Source organism: Pedobacter borealis DSM 19626 (assembly GCF_000708285.2).
In the GTDB taxonomy this organism is placed as follows: domain Bacteria; phylum Bacteroidota; class Bacteroidia; order Sphingobacteriales; family Sphingobacteriaceae; genus Pedobacter; species Pedobacter borealis.
Genome location: NZ_JAUG01000045.1, coordinates 17627 through 37293, shown reverse-complemented (window position 1 = coordinate 37293; position 19667 = coordinate 17627). Strand labels below are relative to the sequence as shown.

Below are 19667 nucleotides of genomic sequence, written 5' to 3'. Positions count from 1 at the left end.
GATTATTAAATCTCATTTTGTGGCGTTTTAATCAAGTTTTCTGTTAAGACGGTCGTCACCCTGAATTTATTTCAGGGTCTTTCACGCTAAAAAGATGCTGAAATAAATTCAGCAGGACGATAAAGCGGGATTAGGCGTAAATAAGATATAATTTTCAGCAAATAATTATCAAACTCAGGTTATTAGAATGATAACATACAGAAATCAGTGCATTCGGTATTTTTTTTGGTGCCATGTCGCGATATTGAAAATTCCACCCAGGACAATCAACAGTCCTCCGCAGAATTCCGGCCATGCAAATGAACGTATCCCATTGATATTAATGGTCCAGGGGTGAGAATCTACGGGATTTACCGAATTGAGATGTCCGGTGGTAGAGAAAGCGATAACCAGCACAATTATACCAGCAATCATCATACAATAACTTGCATTTTTCATAACATTGATTTTTAATAAATATGTTTAAAGCCTTCTGTCAGCCATTATCCTTTTGCCCCTAACAATGATTTTTTTCGCTTGCCTGTCCAGCGAGAGGTTCCGGCCGACCGTACTTTCCTTTTCGTGATTTACATGATAGGCCTTAACCACATCCTTATAGCTGAGCAGTCCTGCAAAAGCGTTTTCAGCCTTACTGCTAAATACCATCAGAAAATCGTTCCCGTTTTGAGACATCAGTTCCACTGCCTTTTTTAAGTAGTCGTTAGTTTTAACCCGGCCGTTTACAGATTTGGTAATTGCCATGATTTCTTTTGCTGTATCAAGTGAAGGCTGGAAAAGATCCAGCATAGAAACCGTCCCCAGGCAATCCCCTTTAGGCTCTTTAACCGCATACTGGTTTTCCCCTGGAAGATTTTTCACAAAATATTCTCTTACCTCAGCAATGGTGTTATAAGGACTGATAAAGACCTGATTACGGTCCATTACCTCTGAAACCCGTAGTTTTAACAATAGGTCAGGTTCGTAACTATCGGGTGTATGTACCCCCCTGCGCGCAATCTTTTCTGTCATGATTGTGTTTTTCATAAAAAATACAGAAATGAGATATGCTCCAGAGCAGGCACCCAGAAGGGGAAGCAGTCCATGGATCTGATGAGTAGATTCGAGCGCAAAAAGGATACTGGTAAGATAGGCCCTCGAGGCTCCTGCAAACATAGCAGACATTCCTACCAGTGCCGACATTGGTATACTGATATCCAGCCCCGGAAAAAAGGAATGCAATAGATATCCCGTCGCAGCACCGCTGGCTCCGCCAATGGTCATCAATGGTGCCAATGTCCCTCCCGAGGTTCCACTGCCCAGGGCAATGGCCCAGGATATAAATTTAAAGAGGCATAAGGAAAGGATAACCGAAATAGAAAGCTGTCCGCTTAAAAGCGAAATAATATTATCATATCCTACTCCGAGGGTACGGGGTGCGAAATAACCGACTATACCAACCGCTAGTCCTCCTATGGCCGGCCACCACATCCAGTGAACCGGGATTTTCTCAAAAGCATCCTCAATAAAATACACAATCTTGGTCAGCGCGAGTGATGCAAAACCAACAAGTATACCGATGAAACTATATATGCCAAGGGCTGCATTTGAGGGAGCCGAAAGTATTGGCATCGGAAAAACCGGCCCCTGCTCAAAAAGAAGATGATGCCCCGCAGCACCAGTAATACAGGCCAGTGCTACTGGAATAATCGACTTGGGAGAAAACTCAAACAATAATAGCTCAATTGCCAGAAAAACCGCTGCCAATGGCGTACCGAATATAGCAGACATCCCCGCTGTTGCCCCTGCAGCAAGGATGATCTTCCGTTCATTGGAACTTACGGCAAACAACTGCCCAAGGGTTGAGCCCAATGCGCCGCCTGTTGCAATAATGGGTCCTTCTGCCCCAAAAGGACCACCGGTACCTATTGCAATCGCTGAAGAAACGGGTTTTAAAATTGCTATTGAAGGTTTGATCCTGCTCTGATTGGTGAGTACCTGCTCCATTGCCTCCGGAATCCCATGCCCCCTGATCGCCTTGGAACCATAAAGTGCCATCAGTCCAACGATAACACCACCGATAATAGGAATAACAATTACCATTAAACCCAAATGATTACCGGCAGGGCTATGAAAACCAAATTCAAACTGCTGATAGAAAGATATGTTTGTAACCAGATTGATCAGGGACACGAGAACCTTAGCTATCAGGGAAATCCCGACAGCAACTCCTACAGACAACATAGAGATAAATAAAAGGCGCCTCTTCGAACTTTTTTCGTTGTTCTTCCCTATTTTTTTCTTACCGAATATGCCCAAAGCCGGTGATATCGGTATGATATTTTTTGTGTTATTCATTTTTCCTTTTAGAATGCAGCAAAAGTAGAAATAAAAAACAATAAAATAAAATACAAAATATATTTCAAACAATATATTCAAAACAAAACAAACAAATAAATACAAAAATAATATATTATAAACAATATTTAATAACAAAACATTGTATTTAAATATTAGTTGTATTTTTGCGCCAAGCAAGACCTATCCGATGAAAGAGTGCAACAATGTGTGTGATGTAAAAAGCTGCTATCTGTGCAGCCGTGTAATGGTAGATTGGCTACCCGCAATTGCTCAGAAGAAGAAAAATTTTCAGTTAAAAAAGGGGGAACAGTTGTTCACAGAAGCTCAACCGGTGGGAGGCATTTTTTTCGTCTTTTCAGGAACGATCAAAGTTCATAAAAAGTGGGACAATGAAAAGGAGCTCATTATCAGGTTTGCAACACAAGGAGATGTTATCGGCCATCTTGGACTCGGAAAAAACCCAACCTATCCTGTTTCAGCCACGGCACTTGAACAGGCAATGGTATGCTTTATCGATCTGGAATTCTTTAGATCAAGCTTAAAGGTAAATCCCGACCTTACTTATCAACTAATGGACTTTTTCGCTTCCGAGCTTCAGGAGTCGCATGAACGGATGCGCAATCTGGCCCACATGTCGGTAAAAGGCAGGATTTCTAATGCCATCCTTTCCTTACAATCGCAATTCGGCACCGACAACAACGGAGCAATAGAACTCGATATATCCCGTCAGGATATTGCCTCTTACTCAGGAACCACCTATGAAACACTGTTCAAGGTTTTCACAGAATTCATCAATACAGGAAAGATAACCACACAGGGAAAAAGAATCAAGGTATTAGACACCTCATTTCTAAAAGAAGTAGTATCGGACGACAACAAAAAAAATTGATTTTCAGGACAATCTTCCTACCACTGACAGATTCTAAAAATCGGCATCATCTCGATAATAACTTACCATTGACAGAACCCAATAGAAAAATCGTCATCACGACCGGAGCAACGCGCAGTGGAGAGATCTTTAGACTACATTAAAAGATCTCTCCTCCAAAGAAATTCCTTTGGAACACCACGGTCGGGATGACGATTCATTTTCATCCCTAAAATGAACTCTTTTTCGCCCGATTTTTAAACCCGTTCGTCGAGAATTAAGCTGTGTTGGTATAATTGAGGGTTTTCTGCTGCAACGTTTTGACCCTGGTGGTGTCTTATCTACAAAACAATCACAAAATATTAATTAAAAAATATAAATAACAGCATAATGAAAACCTCAATCAAAACCCTAACAAAATCAGTATTAGCAGCTATCGTTTTAACTTCTGCTATTTTCTCAACAAGTGTAATGGCAGGCGAGAAACAGCCAATCAAAATATCGGCACCTAAAAACATCAGCCAGGTTATTGTAAGTGGCAATGTAGAAATTACGTTGATACAAGGGGAAAAAGAAAGTGTGAGCTACAATGATGATAACACTGGTAAAGTAAAAGTGATCCAAGATGGATATGCATTAAAAATCAGTTCAGTAGATAGAAATACGGCTAAGATTACAGTTTATGTAAAAAATATTTCCAGAGTACAGGCTTCTGAAAATGCCGTAGTAAAAACAGCGGGCAAATTGAATACTAAATATCTTCAGTTATTCTTAAAAGGAAATGCGGTTGCAGAAATCGATTCAGATACAGAAAGTTTATATACTGTAATTGAAGGCCGAGCAGATTTAAAATTAAGTGGCGCTACAGGAGAACATACTTTAGTAATGGGAAGCACACCAAAATTGAATCTAGACAGATTTGCAGCATTGAAAACACAAATGAGTTCACCAGTAACCGGTACAGAGCAAACTGCCTCATTAGCAAAATAAGTTAATAACAATATTGAAAAGGGCTGCAAAAATATTTTGCAGCCCTTTTTTTGTTGCATTGAGACAACCAAGGGATTAATATTTAATGGCCTAAATTTATACCCCCCATCAAAATATTTTCTCTCAGCAAACAACAAATATTAAGCGCCTGTTTAAAATGATATGTTTTTACTTATGTAAAAGGCCGTATTATAGGTTGTGGCCCCGTTTGAGTTGTCACGTTGTCCAAAGGACTCCTACGGAGAGCTTGTCGAAACGTCTTTCGAGACATGTAAATAGGTCCTTCGACAGGCTATCAATTACAGATTCTAAAAATCAGCGTCATCTCGACCAAAGCAATGCGGAGCGTAGAGATCTTTGAAGCAAATTATTGAAATTAATTTAAAAGATTTCTCCTCCAAAGGAGTTTCTTTGGAACACTACGGAAATGACGGTATTTCTAGCGCCTTTATCTCCTTAAAATCTCCTGTTATTAATATTGATTTATATAATAAATTAACCCTACCATTCACCGATCCCATAAGAAAGGTCGTCCTTGCGAAGTATTAAAAGCATACCCATAATCCTGTAGTGCTTGCGTTCTGATTAAAAAATCAATCCGAATACCTATTTTTGAAAACCTATATTCCCATAAAGGATAATATTCAATACTGCTTAAGCTCAATGATAACACGAAATTCTTTTTACCCAGCCATACGGAACTTAATATCTTTACTCCTTATCTTATTTTTTTCTGGCCCTGTGTTTGCGCAGAAAGATAAGCCTGTAGATAAGGGGCAGGATGTATCTATTCTTTCAGATTCTGCTACATTGACCAAAGGCGATTATCTTGCGCACCTGGAAAAAGTATTTGAAACCGTAAACAAAGTTCCGGTTACCGTTGGCTCATTTAAGAAACTTAAGCCCATAGAAGCACATTTAACACAGGATGAAGCTGCACTGGCATTGCTTAAAAGCAGGTTAGCGCAAAGCGACAGATCCCCTAACCTGCAAAACCTGCAGATGGATCAAACCCTGCTAGAAGAACTACAGAGCAATAATAAAGATTGTTTGTCAGACCTTGATGAATATGAAAAGGAGTTGCGGGCTTTAAAAACAGAAATTCTTAACCTGCGTAAAGATACCGTACTGATTAAAGTATTTACGGTACCTGCCATACAGGTTATGTTTAAAGAGCAGTTTGCAGAATTAAAGAAGAAACGTATAGTGATGGATAGTCTACTTAAAACGACTACTTTATCAATCAACAACCTGCAGGCCAGAACCTCTTCTAACCTCATCAATATTAAAGAATTGATGTACCATACCGATAGTCAGCTCGATGCCGTAAGCATTAAAGCTTTTGGTAAAGAGCGCCGTTATTTGTGGGAAACGGTAAACAGACGGGCCAATAAAAGCATGGGCTTCCGAAGGTTTATTAAAGGAGAACAAGAAATATCGGGCTATTATTTTGTGTACACCAGAAGCAGCCGATTGTTATTACTTTTTACCTGTACCATATTCTTCTTTTGGGTATTTTTCAATTTTAGAAGCGTAAAACAGCGGGGCCGTTTAGAAACCCTTGATGGTTTTTCATTGGTCAGTCCGCAGCCTTATTTAATTACTTTTATCATGCTCTTTGCATTGGCCCCTATATTCGATCTGAGGGCGCCCGCACTTTACATCGAAGCTGTTGAGCTTATTCTGGCCATTTTGCTCACTGTATTTTTCCGCAAAAAGCTAGGTTCAAAATTGTTTTACTATTGGTGCATATTTGTGGTACTTCTTCTTGCTCCGGTTTTCTTACGCCTTTTGGGTATGCCACCAAGATACCAGCGTTGGTTGCTGCTGTTCTTAACCACCAGCTCCGTTGCCTATGGCATTATGGTATGGAAAATGCTTGATGAGAAAACCAAAAGATACAGAATGATCCTCACCACGGGTTTTATTTACGTTGGCTTTGCCATCATTGCCACCTTTTGTAATCTATTTGGCCGCTTTACCCTCACGCAGATTTTTTATTCTACCGGGGTAAGCTCGCTTTTAAATGCCATATCGCTAACCATCCTGGCCAAAGTATTGGTAGAGGCCTTTTTGTTACAGATGAAAAGCAGCAGGATCCGTAAAGGATTTCCTGAGTATTTTGATTGGCAGCCCGTAATTACCGGACTTAAAAGGCTAAGCGGCGTTGGTGCTACCATTATCTGGTTCGTCATATTTACCACCAACCTGAATATTTTTAATGGACTATACGAATCGATAATGGAAATCCTCACCGAAAAAAGAACCATAGGCAACTTCTCTTTTACCTTTGGCGGCATCGTATTGTTTTTGGGCATTATCTGGGTTGCCAACTTTTTGCAGAAATACATTGCTTATTTCTTTGGCGATACGGGCGACGACAGTTTTGATGATAACAAAGGAGAGCGTTCGAAATTACTCGTAACCCGTTTGATATTATTAATTGGCGGTTTTTTAATCGCTGTTGCTGCCTCCGGACTGCCAATTGATAAAATCACGGTTATCCTGGGTGCACTGGGTGTGGGGATTGGGTTGGGCTTACAGAATATTGTAAGCAATTTTGTATCGGGGATTATCCTTATTTTTGATAAAACCATCCGAATTGGCGACATTGTGGAGCTGAGCAATAAAAAAGGAAGAGTAAAGGAAATCGGCGTACGCTCCAGTACCTTACTTAGCGACGAAGGCGCCGAAATCATTATCCCTAACGGTTCTATTTTATCGAACAACATCATCAACTGGACACTGAGTAACAACCAGATGCGGGTAGATATTTCTTTATTGATTGCAAAACCCTTTAATTCTACTGAAGTGGTAAACCTGATCAGAGAAATTATTGTAGAGAACAGCAATGTTTTTATCAGCAAAGAACCTATTATTATAATCAGCCCGGTGAGTAAGCTGAACAGTACCATCAATATTTATTTCTGGTGCAAGGATATTTCTAAAGCTGATCTGACACGGAGTATGATCAATGCACAGATATTTGAGGCATTTGAACAGAAGAACATCGAAATTTTATAATTCCAATATCATAAACTAAAAGAATTATAAAACCAGTAATTCGATACCAAAAGATATAATGTGTTCATTTTTTTTAAAAAAATGAACACATTATATCTTTCTGTTCAAAATATTATATATTTTTGTGATATGTTCAAATATTTCATAAAATATGAACACATAGTCGAAGTATGTCCATTAACAACCAATATTATACACATATACTTAAGTATATAATAAAAATGAACATTTATGGTATATGATAGAACACGTCCTTTCAATGATCTCCCACTCTTACCTCCCTTAGAAAGTATTGAGGAGGATATAGATATTTTAAAAAAATTAGTAACAGCTTCAAGAGCATTGGCTACAACAAATAGTAGCCTTCATCGCTTGCCCAATCCAACAATGTTAGTCAACACTATTGCACTACAGGAAGCACAAACCTCAACTGCGATTGAAAATATATTCACCACAGAAGATGAATTATATAAGGCCGTTTCAGATACACTTAGAGAAGATAACATTAAGCCGGCAACCAAAGAGGTATTAAGGTACCGAGAGGCACTTTGGGAAGGGTATAAACTGATTTTAATGAATGGAAAAATAGATAAGGATTGTATCATCAGTACATTTAGACAGATTAAAAATACGACGGCAAGTTTTAGGCCCCAACAAAGTTTAACAGTGATCAGAAGAGGGCAAAGTCAATTTAGATCAGGCGAGATTGTATATACCCCACCTAGAGGAGAGGGAATAATTGAAGCAAAAATGGACAATTTGATTGAATATCTAAACGATGATAATAAGTACCCATCAGACCCACTGATAAAAATGTGCATCGCCCACTATCAATTTGAAGCAATACATCCATTCACCGATGGAAATGGAAGAACTGGAAGAATTTTAAACCTTTTATATTTAGTCAACAAAGATTTATTACAACAACCTATATTATATCTGTCCAAATACATTATCCTAAACAAAGATGATTATTATTATCACCTAGGGGTAGTTACCCAGAGGGGGGCATGGAAACCATGGCTCCTATATATGCTTGATGCTGTAGAAAAAACTGCTGTATTAACCAACCAGTTAATCATAAGTATCCTGAATCAGATGGAAGCCACCCTATCTTATGGAAAATCCAAGATCAAATGGTATAATAAAGAAATTAATGAAGCTATTTTCAGCCAGCCCTATATTAGACCTAAATTTATTGGAGACCTGCTTGGCGTTAGCTCAAGAACGACACTTACTAAATACTTCAGAGAACTTGAAGATGCAAAAATAGTGAGTGCAGCTAAAGATGGTAGAGAAGTATTTTATATTAATGATGATCTTATTCAAATTTTGAAGGGATAAAAAAACACTTTAAACCGTATTGAAGAACAATGACTTTTCATTTTGTCCAAACCAGTGGGATAAATCAAAAAAGTGATTTATCTTTAAAGCATGAGCAAATTTATCCTTTCTGAAATCAATATTTATCCTATCAAATCTTTGGGCGGCATCCGTCTTGAAAAAGCACAGCTTGAAGAAAAAGGCTTGCAATATGACAGAAGATGGATGCTTGTTGATGCAGAAGGTATATTTATTACCCAACGTAAACATTTTGAACTGGCAAAGCTTCAGGTGAATATTGGGGATGGTAAATTAACTGTTTCCCATAAAACATTACCTGAGCAAAACATATCATTTTCTTTGGATGAAGATACGGGAGAACAGCTATCTGTTGTAATATGGAACGATACCGTCACTGCGCTTGAAGTAAATAAAACCGTAAGCGATTGGTTTTCTAATTTCTTAAAATTTAAGGTTAGATTGGTAAAAATGCCTTTAACTGAAAAAAGATTGGTAGATCGGGATTATGCTTCGAATGATGAAGTGGTTAGTTTTGCCGATGGTTATCCCTGCCTGCTTATCGGCCAATCGTCGCTTAATGGGCTTAATGAAAAACTTGCCGATCCAATCCGAATGGACCGTTTCCGCCCAAATTTTGTTTTTACGGGCGGGGAGCCACATGTTGAGGATAGTTTTAAAACTTTTCACCTCGGTGAGGTTTCATTTTCGGCTGTAAAACCATGTGCGAGGTGTGTGCTCATTACCATCGATCAACAAACCGGTGAGAAAGGACAAGAGCCATTACGAACGCTGGCCAGTTACCGCACAGTAGGTAAAAAAATCATGTTCGGACAGAACCTCCTCCATCATCACCTAGGTACCATAAAAGTTGGCGATGAGTTGAAAGTTAAAGATTGGAAGGGAAATAATTAACCTTTTCCTTAAACCCCTTATTTACCTTTGGCTCATTTTTATTGGCGTATATAGGTTTTACTTAAACTGTTTTAACTTTTCCAATAAGCGTACTCCGGCATCATCGATATCCGTTTTCGGTAGTTGTTCATTTTCGAATACGGCCTTGCACCATTTCAATATTTTATCGTTTGGATATTGTTTAACCTGTGCTGTTAACCATTTGCTGGCATCGGCTCTTTTGCCAAGTTTTTCGAGCGTCCAGGCCGTTACCAGATGATTGGAAGGGATAAAATTATTTACAGTATTCTCTGTTTTAGATTTGAACTGAATAATCTTTTGTAAAGACGCTTGTGCAGCTGCATTTTTCCCCATACGCTTAAAGCACAAGTAACTCATCCAATCTTCTAAACGCTCGTCCAGGTTTTCAGGATAGGGTTTACCTACACCTAAGTTCAACGGCCAATTTTTCGCCTCATTAATGAAGGTTATTGCGGTAGTATAATCTTTCTGTTGTATCCTTTCAATTGCCTGCATGAGTTCTGCCTCCCGGTATAATTCGCGCCCGATTGTAGCCCCCTCAAATGGCAGGATATTGATTTTTGATAAAAGTTCAGCACATTTCCGATAATCCTTATTAAGCAACAGTGCTTTTGCATACAACATTCCGATGATATAGTTTTCTTTGTGTGCATGATAATAAGGCTCAATGACCATCAGCGCATTCTGTTTGTGGCTAATGTAATAATCGCCCAATAGTTTAATGTAGCGCCAATCATCTTTGTCTAATGCAATTGCCTTTTTAAGGTCTGCTAAATCTGTGTTGCCCATTACCATAGCAGCCCGTGCCGCATAAAAAGGGGCAAAGTCTGGCCGATCACCACATGCTGTAAAGAGCTTTTTACTTTCAGAAATATTATTCCTGTCTTTATATAAAAGCGCAAGGTAATATTTTGGTTTCCAACTGTTGCTGTTCTGTACTGCCCACAATAATACTTCATGGTCTTCTGACCGGAATGGGAATACAAATGCCGGAGAGGTAGAATCAGCCTGATCTAATGGCAGAGAAAAAGACAGTCCTTTTTTATGCTGCAAAAATGCCAGCCAATAATTCACTAGCGCATTTGCTGGTGCCAATCTCAATACTTTTTCACATTCATTATAACGCCCATTCTTGTAATAGTTAACAGCCAATTCTAAAAAGGTTTCGGTTGGCTGCTCATCCCGTATCATTGAAGTGAATGCAGTTTTGTTGTCTGCTGAAGGCTTTGCCAGGTATTTCTCGAAACGCACGAAATGATTAAGTGGATCGAAAGACAAAATTGTATCCAATACCTGTTTAGCATTTTTACCTTGATAGCGAAGGGCGATAGCCTTTACCTGTAACGCCGCAATATCAAACCGGTTATAATCAATGGCTTTGCCCGCATATTCTAATGCTTTGTTCCAGTTTTTTTCTGTTAGGTATAATTTACATAATCCATTATAAGCTGCACTCCGGTATTCAACAGACAAACTTGCGATATCAAAACCGTCTTTAGCATCGATCACATGTCCCAGCTCTGCATTGATGATGCCATAATAGTAATTAGCAGCACCATCGTTCGTATCCATACTTAATGCTTGCTTTATCAATCTTAAGGCCTCGGCATACCGCATATTCCGGTACATTAATTCGGCCATTTTAACCAACGCAGGCAAAAAATTAGGTTCTTTAGCTAACGATGTCTTCAATTTTTCTTCTGCAGCTGCGTACATTTTCTGATCCATTAATGCTTTGCCTTGCATATAAAGGCCATAGCCCGAATTCCAGTTAAAATCTTTGGGCGCCTCGAGCGGGCGGCTCAAGTTATAGGCATCTGGCTTAGATTCATAAATCAGCTTATTATCGCCTAATGTAAATACCAGATCTCCCTGATTCATATCCATTTTTATGGAATCAATGAAAGTTCTCGGTGGTGTAATCTCAATTCTTTTACTGTAAATATTTTTTTCTCCCTGTCTCACCTTCAAGGTATCTGAAATCTGCTGTACAGGGCTAAAATAAATTTTCAACCAGCCATTTTCATGTTTCACATTCAATGCGCCGTATTCGTTGGCTTTTACAAAACCTTTCGTTTTTAAAACAGGATACCAGTATTCTGTCCATAAATCAGCAGCACCTGGTGAAAAACTTTTATGTTTAAAGGGTGTAAACGTACTCTTATCGGCAGTTTGATTGAATAATCTTCCCGATTGAATTTCAGAATATTGACCATCTGTATCGGTTAATAGCTTTTCCCATATCATGCCCTGTTCTGAGAGTCCCCAGATCCAGATCTTTTTACCCGCCTTATCGTCGTGACCAGAATATCTCGCTATTCCAAAATCGTCATCGTGCCAGTATGCGCCAAAAAAATCGGTGTATTTGCCGAATACATGGTAAGATTTATAACCTCCAAAATTATTGTTGTCGTAAAAAGAAATGTCTTTGCCATTCGCTTTATTTATTGGCCAGTCGCTATGCTCACCTTCATGCCCAAGATAATGGGTCCCCGGATAAATATACTCTAAATTTCCACTCACTTTTATACCAGTATTCATCCAATGGTAATAGGGTTGCTCAATAGGTGTTGAGTTAAACCAGAAAGACTTCGTTGTGAAATATGATTTATCTTTAGGCAAGTTAATCTCCATTGTCCAGTTTGTCCGTGTTAACAGATCCAGTACACCAATAAAACAGCTTACACTGCCGTCGTCATTTTTTCTAGTCAAATAGTTCACTGGCGTTACTGTATTGGGTGTATGCCCCATAATGCCATAGTTTGGTTCAATTCCACCGCTGGTCCAGGGGCCACGCATAGCGATATCCCTAAATTTCACCACATGGTTATCGTAAACGAAAGATTTTCCTGTAGATTTTTCGATTGCCGACCATATCTTTCCTCCTATCTCCGGCAATATGGTCAGTTTTAAATAGGCATTTTCCAGTTCAATAACTTTCCATTCTTTTTGTACGGGTTTATCGGTAAATCCATCATAGCGGAAATAAGGATAAATATGTGTAAATGAAGGAATTGGATTAGGATCAGAAAAGGGATAAGTTTTAAATGCCTTCTTATATTCGCGGATACTGGCAGCCTCCTGACCAGAAGCATTGATTGTAACTAAACAGATTAAAAAAGCGAAGTATAAATATTTTTTCATTGTAACCTTTATGTGATGAAATAACCTGAACGACTATTGAAACATCTCTTCGCAAGTATATGACTAGATCGACTGTTGCAAATAGTTAATTCTGACTCCTTTTAAGCCTTTTTGGTTGAACTTAACTAAGATAGAATTTCATTCTTATTTTATCGTATTCTAAACAAACCCGAGAACTGTTTTTTTCTAACAATTAATCTGTGGGGGCCAACAGCCAAATCTAACCCCGTGAAGTAAGAACATAGGTGAGCAAACCTGTATTTTGGTAATCGCCTGGCGAAATTTCAAATCCCATTTTTTCAAGTAGTTTCACAGAAGGCCGGTTGTCATTGGATACGATAGCAACAATTGTTTTAATGCCCATCACCTCAAATGCGTACCTGAGTATACAGGTAATAATCTCTACCATGATACCTTTACCCTGAAACTCAGGAAGCAACTCATATCCCATTTCCACAGTCTCATTCTGGATATCAAAATTCCAGAGGCAGGCAGCACCTATCATTGCGGCATCACCCTTATAAGTAGCAACCCAGTATATAGATTCATCATTATTGATCAGGTTATCAATTTTATTGATGTACGCAATGGCTTCGTTAATATGAAGAAAGGGCGCCTTACCCGTTAAATCAGCCACTTCAACATCCGAACGCAATTGATAAATTACCGCAGCATCTTCCAACGAAAGTCTGCGAAGGACCAATCTGTCGGTTTCGAGTACAGGGAAAGTGGAAAAATCGAGTTGTTTCATCTGGATAACTTAAGGAAGAATTGCTGCAGTCAAGATTATTATCTAGCGGAAGATAACGATTTTTTCATATGAATTAAAGTTTCTCGATCAGTACAAGGCAAATATAACTAATTACCGCTTAAAGGTACTTGCTGGCAGGGAGCATCGGCCCCGACTCACGGAAGAAAGCCCCAAAGCAGGGCCTGGCTTTACCTTTTAGGTAACCAAAAGGTAAAGAAAAGGTAACCAAAGGGTTAACCTGGGGTTAACTTGGTATAGAGAAAGGGTAAACAACAGGTACAGAAGGGGTAAACAAATATTAGCATATTTCCTGGCCCTTTACAAAGTACCCTTTCGGTTACGGACAAATAAAAAAACTCATTTACAATAATAAAATCATTGAAGTTGTATCATAAAAATAGAATCGTCATTGCGAGAAGGCTCTTTCAGCCGACGAAGCAATCTTTACCGCAAGGATCACTAGCATGAAAGATTGCTTCGTCGTTCCTCCTCGCAATGACGACCTTTCTTATGGGATCTGTCAATGGTATTCTGTCTAATCTACAGATACAATTGCAGCGCCTTTTTATGCTGAGCATACGAAAAGCGATAACCCTACTGCTATTGCTTTACCGATACATTTATCTGATAAAGCTTATCGTGCAAAGCTTTCATCTGTGCTTCAGAAAACTTGATATCTTTTCTATCATAGGTCATCAAGCCGTTGGTTTCTACTTCAACATCGGTAGTTTGAGTATACACTCCGGCAGAAAGCCCTAATGGGATTAATTCGGCTAAACGTTTCGTAAACTGGGCGTATTTATTAAACAAATCGGTTTTGTTTTTAAAACTCTGATAACCCCAGTTATTTTTCTGTTGCCACACATGGCCATCAATCGGCAAGCCAAGCCCACCAAACTCACCCAGTACAAGGGCATAGTCTTTTCCAAAATAATCAGGACTAGGCATAGCCGGATGTGGGTAATTGTGCAGGTCGATAATATCGCCAACCGGATAAAAATTACCTCCACTGGCCGTATTCACTAATCTTGAAGGATCTTTCTCTTTTGTCCATTTGGCAATTTCTACTGTTTTAAACTGCCCCCAGGCCTCATTGAAAGGTGTCCATACTACAATAGAAGGCACATTATAAAGTGCATCGATAATGGCATTCCATTCTTTTTTGTAATATCCTTCAGATTCGGCACTTCTGTTTTTATCCGATCCATGGTCTAAAATACCTGGGCGGTTTTCCCAGCCGTTACCCAGGTCGCCGCTTGGCATATCCTGCCAAACCAGCATACCTGCTTTATCGCAGTAGTAATACCAACGTGCGGGCTCTACTTTAATGTGTTTTCTGATCATATTAAAACCCATTTCTTTGGTTTTATCTATATCGAACTTTAAAGCGGCATCTGTTGGTGCAGTATAAAGTCCATCTGGCCACCAACCCTGATCTAAGGGACCATACTGGAAAACAAATTCGTTGTTTAAGAGCATGCGCTGAATACCGTTCTGATCTTTGCCGATTGAGGTTTTGCGCATGGCAAAATAACTTTTCACCTCATCAACCTTTTTATTTTTAGAGATCAACTCAACTTTCAGGTCATATAAAAATGGGTTTTTAGTATTCCAAAGTTTAGGATCCGCAATTTTTAAACTGATTGCGCCAGTGCCATCTGCGGTCTGCTCAGCCACTTTGATCGTACCATCCCATGCCGAAACCTTAACCTGATCTCCTGCACCGGCACCTGTTAAAAATGGGGTAACCGCTACGGTTTGCTGATCGATATCAGGCGTTATTTTAATATGATCGATATGTATTTTGTTTACCGCCTCGATCCACACCGTTTGCCAGATACCCGTTACCGGGGTATACCAGATGCCCTCTGGCTTTCTTACCTGTTTGCCCCTTGGCTGAGGGCCTTCATCCGTCGGGTCCCAAACTTCTACGGTTAAAGTCTGGTTTCCACTCTTGTTTAAAAACGGCGTAATATTAAAACTGAAAGGATCGAAACCGCCTTCATGTTTACCCACCTCTTTACCGTTGATGCTCACCGTACTTCTCCAGTCAACCGCACCAAAATGAAGCAAAATTTCTTTGCCTTTCATGTTTGCAGGCACAGTAAAGCTGGTTTTATACCACAGCAAGCTATCTTTACCTACTGTTTTACCAACACCCGAAAGTGAAGATTCTACCGCAAAAGGCACAAGGATTTTACCCTGATTGATTGCCGGCTGTTGTGATTTTCCGGAAATGGCATAATCCCAAAGTCCGTTGAGGTTTTTCCAGTTACCGCCACGCTCAAACTGTGGCCGCGGATATTCCGGCAATACATTTTTAGGATTAACTTCCTGGGCCCATGGTGAAGAGATTTTCCCTTTTACCATCGACCACGATTTGTCCTGCTGCTGCGCAGAAAGGGAAAGCGAGAGTCCCATAAGCGAGAAAAGGATGGATACTTTTTTGTTCATTGGTTTAAATTTGTGTGTTAAAGTTGGGTTTCGTCAAATGTGTTAACTTAAGTATTAACTGGTGTCAGTCTGTCCAAATGACTCCTTCGGAGAGTTTGCCGAAGACCTTCACTATAAGGATTGACCTTCGACAGGCTATCAAGGGCAGATTCTTATAGAAAGGTCGTCATTGCGAGGAACGAAGCAATCTTAATGCGCACGCTAATAGCGATCGTTGTAAGATTGCTTCGTCGGCTGAAAAAACCTTCTCGCAATGACGATGCCTCCTACCCTACAATTTGCTAATCTTCTGCCATTTATATTGATTTTTATACAATAAATTATCTCCCTACTAATAATAATTTATTTGCTGTTAAGTTTTTTAATCAGGTTAACTTCATCCAGGCGGTACGGGGTGCCATCGGGCTGAAAGATTTCGTGAAACCACTCAATCGGATCAGATCCATCGGCAAGCGGGGTATCCCATGCATATTTGGTGTTGGTTTTACCCGCAGCAAACCCCCAGTTAATGGCGCCTACATTTTCGTTTTTTAGCATCGGTAAAATGTTAGCGAAACGGCTATTGCGCGATCTGGCCATATATTCGGTACAGATTAATGGCCGGCCGCTGGCTTTTAACAGATCGATGGTTCTTTGGTGCCAATCTGGTGCCTCATAGTTATGGTAGGTTACAATATCTGAGTTGGCCAGCTGTATTTCGTTAAGCTTTTCGAAACCCCAGCTCCACAATCCGATAGAAATCGGCTGATCGGGATTAACCGACCTTGCCCAGCTAATGGTTTTGGTTAACAAAGGAATGGTTGCCTCTAACTTTCCACTGTTTCCGGGTTCATTGTATAAGTCCCAAAGTAAAATTCTTTTATCGTGTGCAAAATGAGTAAGTACATCTTTTACATATTTTTCGAGCTCCGGGAAATTGGCTTCCTCTTTAAAAGCCGGATCGCCGGGATCTTGCAACCAGCCCGAATTGTGAATACCCGTTTTAGGCTCGGGCTGTTTACCAATGGCCGAAGTTTTATTCCAGCAATCGTCGAAAAAAACAAACATTGGTTTAATACCATGTTTTTGGGTAATGGTTAAAAATTGGTCCATTCTCTTTTTAAAACCTTCAGGATCCTGACTCCAGGCTTTACTGAACAGGAATACGCGCAGTGTATTAAAACCGATTCCTTCTGCCCAGCCCAGTTCTTTATCGATCAGATCGGGTGAAAAAGTATCGGCCTGCCACATTTCTAGCTGGTTAATTGCATTGGAAGGAATGTAGTTGGCACCTGTTAACCATTTATGTTCCTTGTACCAGGCATTGGCTTTTTCTATCGACCAAACCTTTGCAGGCTCAGCACTTTTTTTTGTTTTTTGCGCAAAACCCAAGCTGATGTTAAAGCTCAAGACAGCAAGTAGCGCGTAGTTTTTTAAGTTCATATCGGCATTTATCTGATTTAGTTTTTATTGTGGTTTGATGGTGAAGCTAAGTTCAAACCTGCTTTTACCGGAGTTCCGAAATTTGGTGTCCCATCGGCATTCCAGCTGAACTTTTGGGCCCGGGGCGAGCGGAAACCTCCGCAACCCTGGCCCGGTTTATCATTGGCGTGATATAGGATCCAGTCTTCTTTTCCATCTGGTGAAGAAAAAAATGAGTTATGGCCAGGCGCATAAACGCCGTCTTTTGGCGATTGCTGAAAAACAGGTTGATCTGTTTTTGTCCAGGAAGCAGGATCGAGCAGATTGCTTTTAGCCGAAGCTGAAAGCATACCCAAAGCATAAAAATCTGTCCAGCAGCCACTGGCCGAATAAATGATAAATATTTTATCACCATGCGGCAAAAACTGAGGCCCTTCGTTTACATCCACATGCGCCCCTCCGCCAAGGTCTCCGATTTTTTCCCAGCTAAATTTAGGTGTAGAAATCTTTACTCGTTTCCCCGCTACTGTCCAAGGGTTTTTAAGTTTGGCGATGAAAATTTCCTGCTTGCCATTTTCATCTCCCTCCCATCCAGACCAGATCATATACAACTGGCCTTTAAAATCGATCACATCTCCATCAATGGCCCATTTATCAGTCGGATCGGTAATTTTGCCTTTAAATACCCACTCGCCTTTCATTGGGTCGGCCGAGGCATTTTCTAAAACATACATGCGGTGGTTATCATTCTTCCCATCATCGGCGGCAAAATAAGCGTACCATTTGTCCTTTAAAAACATCACTTCTGGTGCCCAGATTTCTTTACCGTACATGGTTCCTGCAGGTGCACGCCAAATGGTTTTCCGCTCCGCATCTTTTAAACCATCCAGGGTTTTGGTTTTCCAAAGATCTACACGGTTTCCGGTAGTATGGGTATAGTAATAATAACCATCTTTATAAAAGCTATATGGATCGGCACCCGATGGCAATAAAGGATTGGTAAATGTTTGTGCATGTAAACCTGTTACGTATAATAGGCACAATGCGACAAGCAGATATCTCATTTTCAAAGCATTCATTTTTAAATTCTTACGTCTTTTATATTTTTTGATCTGCAGCATTCCTTAATCTTTAAAAAAAGTGATTTATTTTCTTAAATCGGCCTATTTTTATCTCAATATTTCTACAAATGCAATCAATTAATCTTTGCTGCGCTTTGCATTAAAAACCGAAAACTTTGAGGGTTGATCTGCATGCGAAAACCTCCATTTTTCTCTTTTATAAAGGCAGCTTTGATTATAGCCGTAGCTCTTGGCGATACTTTATGATTTGAATGATGGGTATGAAAAACATATTGTAATGCTCCGCTTTTATCCATAAAGAAATCGCCATGCCCGGTGCCGTTTATTTTCAATACCTTTTTACTGATAATCGGGTTGTCCTGATACTTTATCCATGGTCCGGTAGCTGAGGTTGAGGTAGCATAACCCACTGCATAATCAGGATTTCTGAAATCATTAGCCGAATAAAAAAGATAGTAAAGATTTTCCTTTTTGATTACCGTTGGCCCTTCGGTTACCGGCCAATCGGTTTTCGCTGTATTTTCCCAGGCTGCTGTTCCTGATAAACAAAATTTTGTTGTTTCAGGGATTACATCAGAAAAATCATCTTTCAGTTGTGCTACAAAAATCCTGTTGCCATGATCGAGTTTTACATGGTAGAGGTAATTTTTTCCATCTGTATCGGTAAATACAAAAGGGTCGATCTGCTTGCCTGTGCCTGAAATTGCTTTTAATTCTTCCTGGACAAAAGGCCCTGCCGGGCTATTACTATGCGCAATGGCAATCTGCTCATCGGCAGTATAGGCCATAAAATAAGTTTTGCCTCTTTTAAATACCTGAGGCGCCCAAAAACCCTTGCTCCCAAAGGCATCGCCCTTTTTTAATGCAAATCCTTTATTTTTTCCGGTCGGTTTAGTCCAGTTTTTAAGGTCGCTGGATGAATAAACCAGAAAGCCTTCATCGCTACTTGTGCCATATAAATAATAGACGCCGCCATCCAAAAAAATCGTTGGATCGGCCAGATAAAGGGTGTCGTTTAGTTGCTTAGCAAACACCTTTTTACCAATAAAAAATACGAAGAAGCATAAAAAAAAGGCGAAAAGGTATTTCATTTAATATGATTTGCTAAGGGTAAGGTATTGATAAGCCAGAATGTTCATGGTATAAATGCCATCCTGAGAAATAATTTATTTTATAAAAATCAATATTATTGACATAGTTTTAAGAGAATGAATAACCTCGAAGTGTCGTCATTGCGAGAAGGCTTTTTCAGCCGACGAAGCAATCTTTATAGCAGAAATTGCTAGCATGAAAGATTGCTTCGTCGTTCCTCCTCGCAATGACGACACTTATATTGAAA

General features: G+C 39.7%; 12 protein-coding genes. 5 read left to right on the top strand and 7 right to left on the bottom strand.

Annotation, left to right across the window (positions count from 1 at the left end; translation table 11 throughout):
* Window positions 1-462 precede the first annotated feature (462 nt).
* Window positions 463-2334, bottom strand: a complete 1872-nt coding sequence (locus AW17_RS13515; RefSeq protein ID WP_083488712.1) for a chloride channel protein — start codon at window positions 2332-2334, stop codon at window positions 463-465.
* Between the two features lie 142 nt (window positions 2335-2476).
* Here AW17_RS13515 and AW17_RS13510 point away from each other — a divergent pair, with 142 nt between their 5' ends.
* The 5 genes from AW17_RS13510 to AW17_RS13490 all read left to right on the top strand — a co-directional run bounded on the left by AW17_RS13510 (window position 2477) and on the right by AW17_RS13490 (window position 9475).
* Window positions 2477-3226, top strand: coding sequence for a Crp/Fnr family transcriptional regulator (locus AW17_RS13510; RefSeq protein WP_245235067.1), 750 nt, complete (start codon window positions 2477-2479; stop codon window positions 3224-3226).
* A 369-nt stretch (window positions 3227-3595) separates the two neighbouring features.
* Window positions 3596-4195: a GIN domain-containing protein gene (locus AW17_RS13505; protein ID WP_051691832.1), complete on the top strand. Its 600-nt coding sequence runs from the start codon at window positions 3596-3598 to the stop codon at window positions 4193-4195.
* A gap of 663 nt (window positions 4196-4858) precedes the next feature.
* Complete coding sequence (locus tag AW17_RS13500) at window positions 4859-7219, top strand: mechanosensitive ion channel family protein (RefSeq protein WP_051691831.1); 2361 nt, start codon at window positions 4859-4861, stop codon at window positions 7217-7219.
* A gap of 231 nt (window positions 7220-7450) precedes the next feature.
* On the top strand, window positions 7451-8563 hold the full coding sequence (locus AW17_RS13495; protein ID WP_029277233.1) for a Fic family protein: 1113 nt from the start codon (window positions 7451-7453) through the stop codon (window positions 8561-8563).
* A gap of 90 nt (window positions 8564-8653) precedes the next feature.
* Window positions 8654-9475 carry an MOSC domain-containing protein gene (locus AW17_RS13490; RefSeq protein ID WP_029277232.1) on the top strand — a complete coding sequence of 274 codons (822 nt, stop codon included), beginning with the start codon at window positions 8654-8656 and terminating at the stop codon, window positions 9473-9475.
* 57 nt (window positions 9476-9532) lie between these two features.
* Here the strand turns inward: AW17_RS13490 and AW17_RS13485 are convergent, their stop codons facing one another.
* The 6 genes from AW17_RS13485 to AW17_RS13460 all read right to left on the bottom strand — a co-directional run bounded on the left by AW17_RS13485 (window position 9533) and on the right by AW17_RS13460 (window position 19419).
* The gene (locus tag AW17_RS13485; protein WP_036669896.1) at window positions 9533-12640 is read right to left on the bottom strand and encodes a DUF5107 domain-containing protein; all 3108 of its coding nucleotides are present in this window, start codon (window positions 12638-12640) and stop codon (window positions 9533-9535) included.
* Between the two features lie 220 nt (window positions 12641-12860).
* Complete coding sequence (locus tag AW17_RS13480) at window positions 12861-13391, bottom strand: GNAT family N-acetyltransferase (protein WP_029277228.1); 531 nt, start codon at window positions 13389-13391, stop codon at window positions 12861-12863.
* Window positions 13392-13991: 600 nt separating this feature from the next.
* The gene (locus AW17_RS13475; protein ID WP_029277226.1) at window positions 13992-15845 is read right to left on the bottom strand and encodes a glycoside hydrolase family 2 protein; all 1854 of its coding nucleotides are present in this window, start codon (window positions 15843-15845) and stop codon (window positions 13992-13994) included.
* 342 nt (window positions 15846-16187) lie between these two features.
* A complete protein-coding gene (locus AW17_RS13470) occupies window positions 16188-17267 on the bottom strand; it encodes a glycoside hydrolase 5 family protein (RefSeq protein WP_029277224.1) in 1080 nt (359 codons plus the stop codon).
* A gap of 17 nt (window positions 17268-17284) precedes the next feature.
* Window positions 17285-18367 carry a glycoside hydrolase family 43 protein gene (locus AW17_RS13465; RefSeq protein WP_245235066.1) on the bottom strand — a complete coding sequence of 361 codons (1083 nt, stop codon included), beginning with the start codon at window positions 18365-18367 and terminating at the stop codon, window positions 17285-17287.
* 74 nt (window positions 18368-18441) lie between these two features.
* Window positions 18442-19419 carry a glycoside hydrolase family 43 protein gene (locus tag AW17_RS13460; RefSeq protein ID WP_029277221.1) on the bottom strand — a complete coding sequence of 326 codons (978 nt, stop codon included), beginning with the start codon at window positions 19417-19419 and terminating at the stop codon, window positions 18442-18444.
* Window positions 19420-19667: the final 248 nt, after the last annotated feature.

Coding starts and splice junctions, on each gene's coding strand:
- AW17_RS13485 (WP_036669896.1), bottom strand. CDS start 12,640: ATGAAAAAATATTTATACTTCGCTTTTTTAATCTGTTTAGTTACAATC.
- AW17_RS13495 (WP_029277233.1), top strand. CDS start 7,451: ATGGTATATGATAGAACACGTCCTTTCAATGATCTCCCACTCTTACCT.
- AW17_RS13515 (WP_083488712.1), bottom strand. CDS start 2,334: ATGAATAACACAAAAAATATCATACCGATATCACCGGCTTTGGGCATA.
- AW17_RS13465 (WP_245235066.1), bottom strand. CDS start 18,367: ATGCTGCAGATCAAAAAATATAAAAGACGTAAGAATTTAAAAATGAAT.
- AW17_RS13500 (WP_051691831.1), top strand. CDS start 4,859: ATGATAACACGAAATTCTTTTTACCCAGCCATACGGAACTTAATATCT.
- AW17_RS13470 (WP_029277224.1), bottom strand. CDS start 17,267: ATGAACTTAAAAAACTACGCGCTACTTGCTGTCTTGAGCTTTAACATC.
- AW17_RS13460 (WP_029277221.1), bottom strand. CDS start 19,419: ATGAAATACCTTTTCGCCTTTTTTTTATGCTTCTTCGTATTTTTTATT.
- AW17_RS13475 (WP_029277226.1), bottom strand. CDS start 15,845: ATGAACAAAAAAGTATCCATCCTTTTCTCGCTTATGGGACTCTCGCTT.
- AW17_RS13480 (WP_029277228.1), bottom strand. CDS start 13,391: ATGAAACAACTCGATTTTTCCACTTTCCCTGTACTCGAAACCGACAGA.
- AW17_RS13505 (WP_051691832.1), top strand. CDS start 3,596: ATGAAAACCTCAATCAAAACCCTAACAAAATCAGTATTAGCAGCTATC.
- AW17_RS13490 (WP_029277232.1), top strand. CDS start 8,654: ATGAGCAAATTTATCCTTTCTGAAATCAATATTTATCCTATCAAATCT.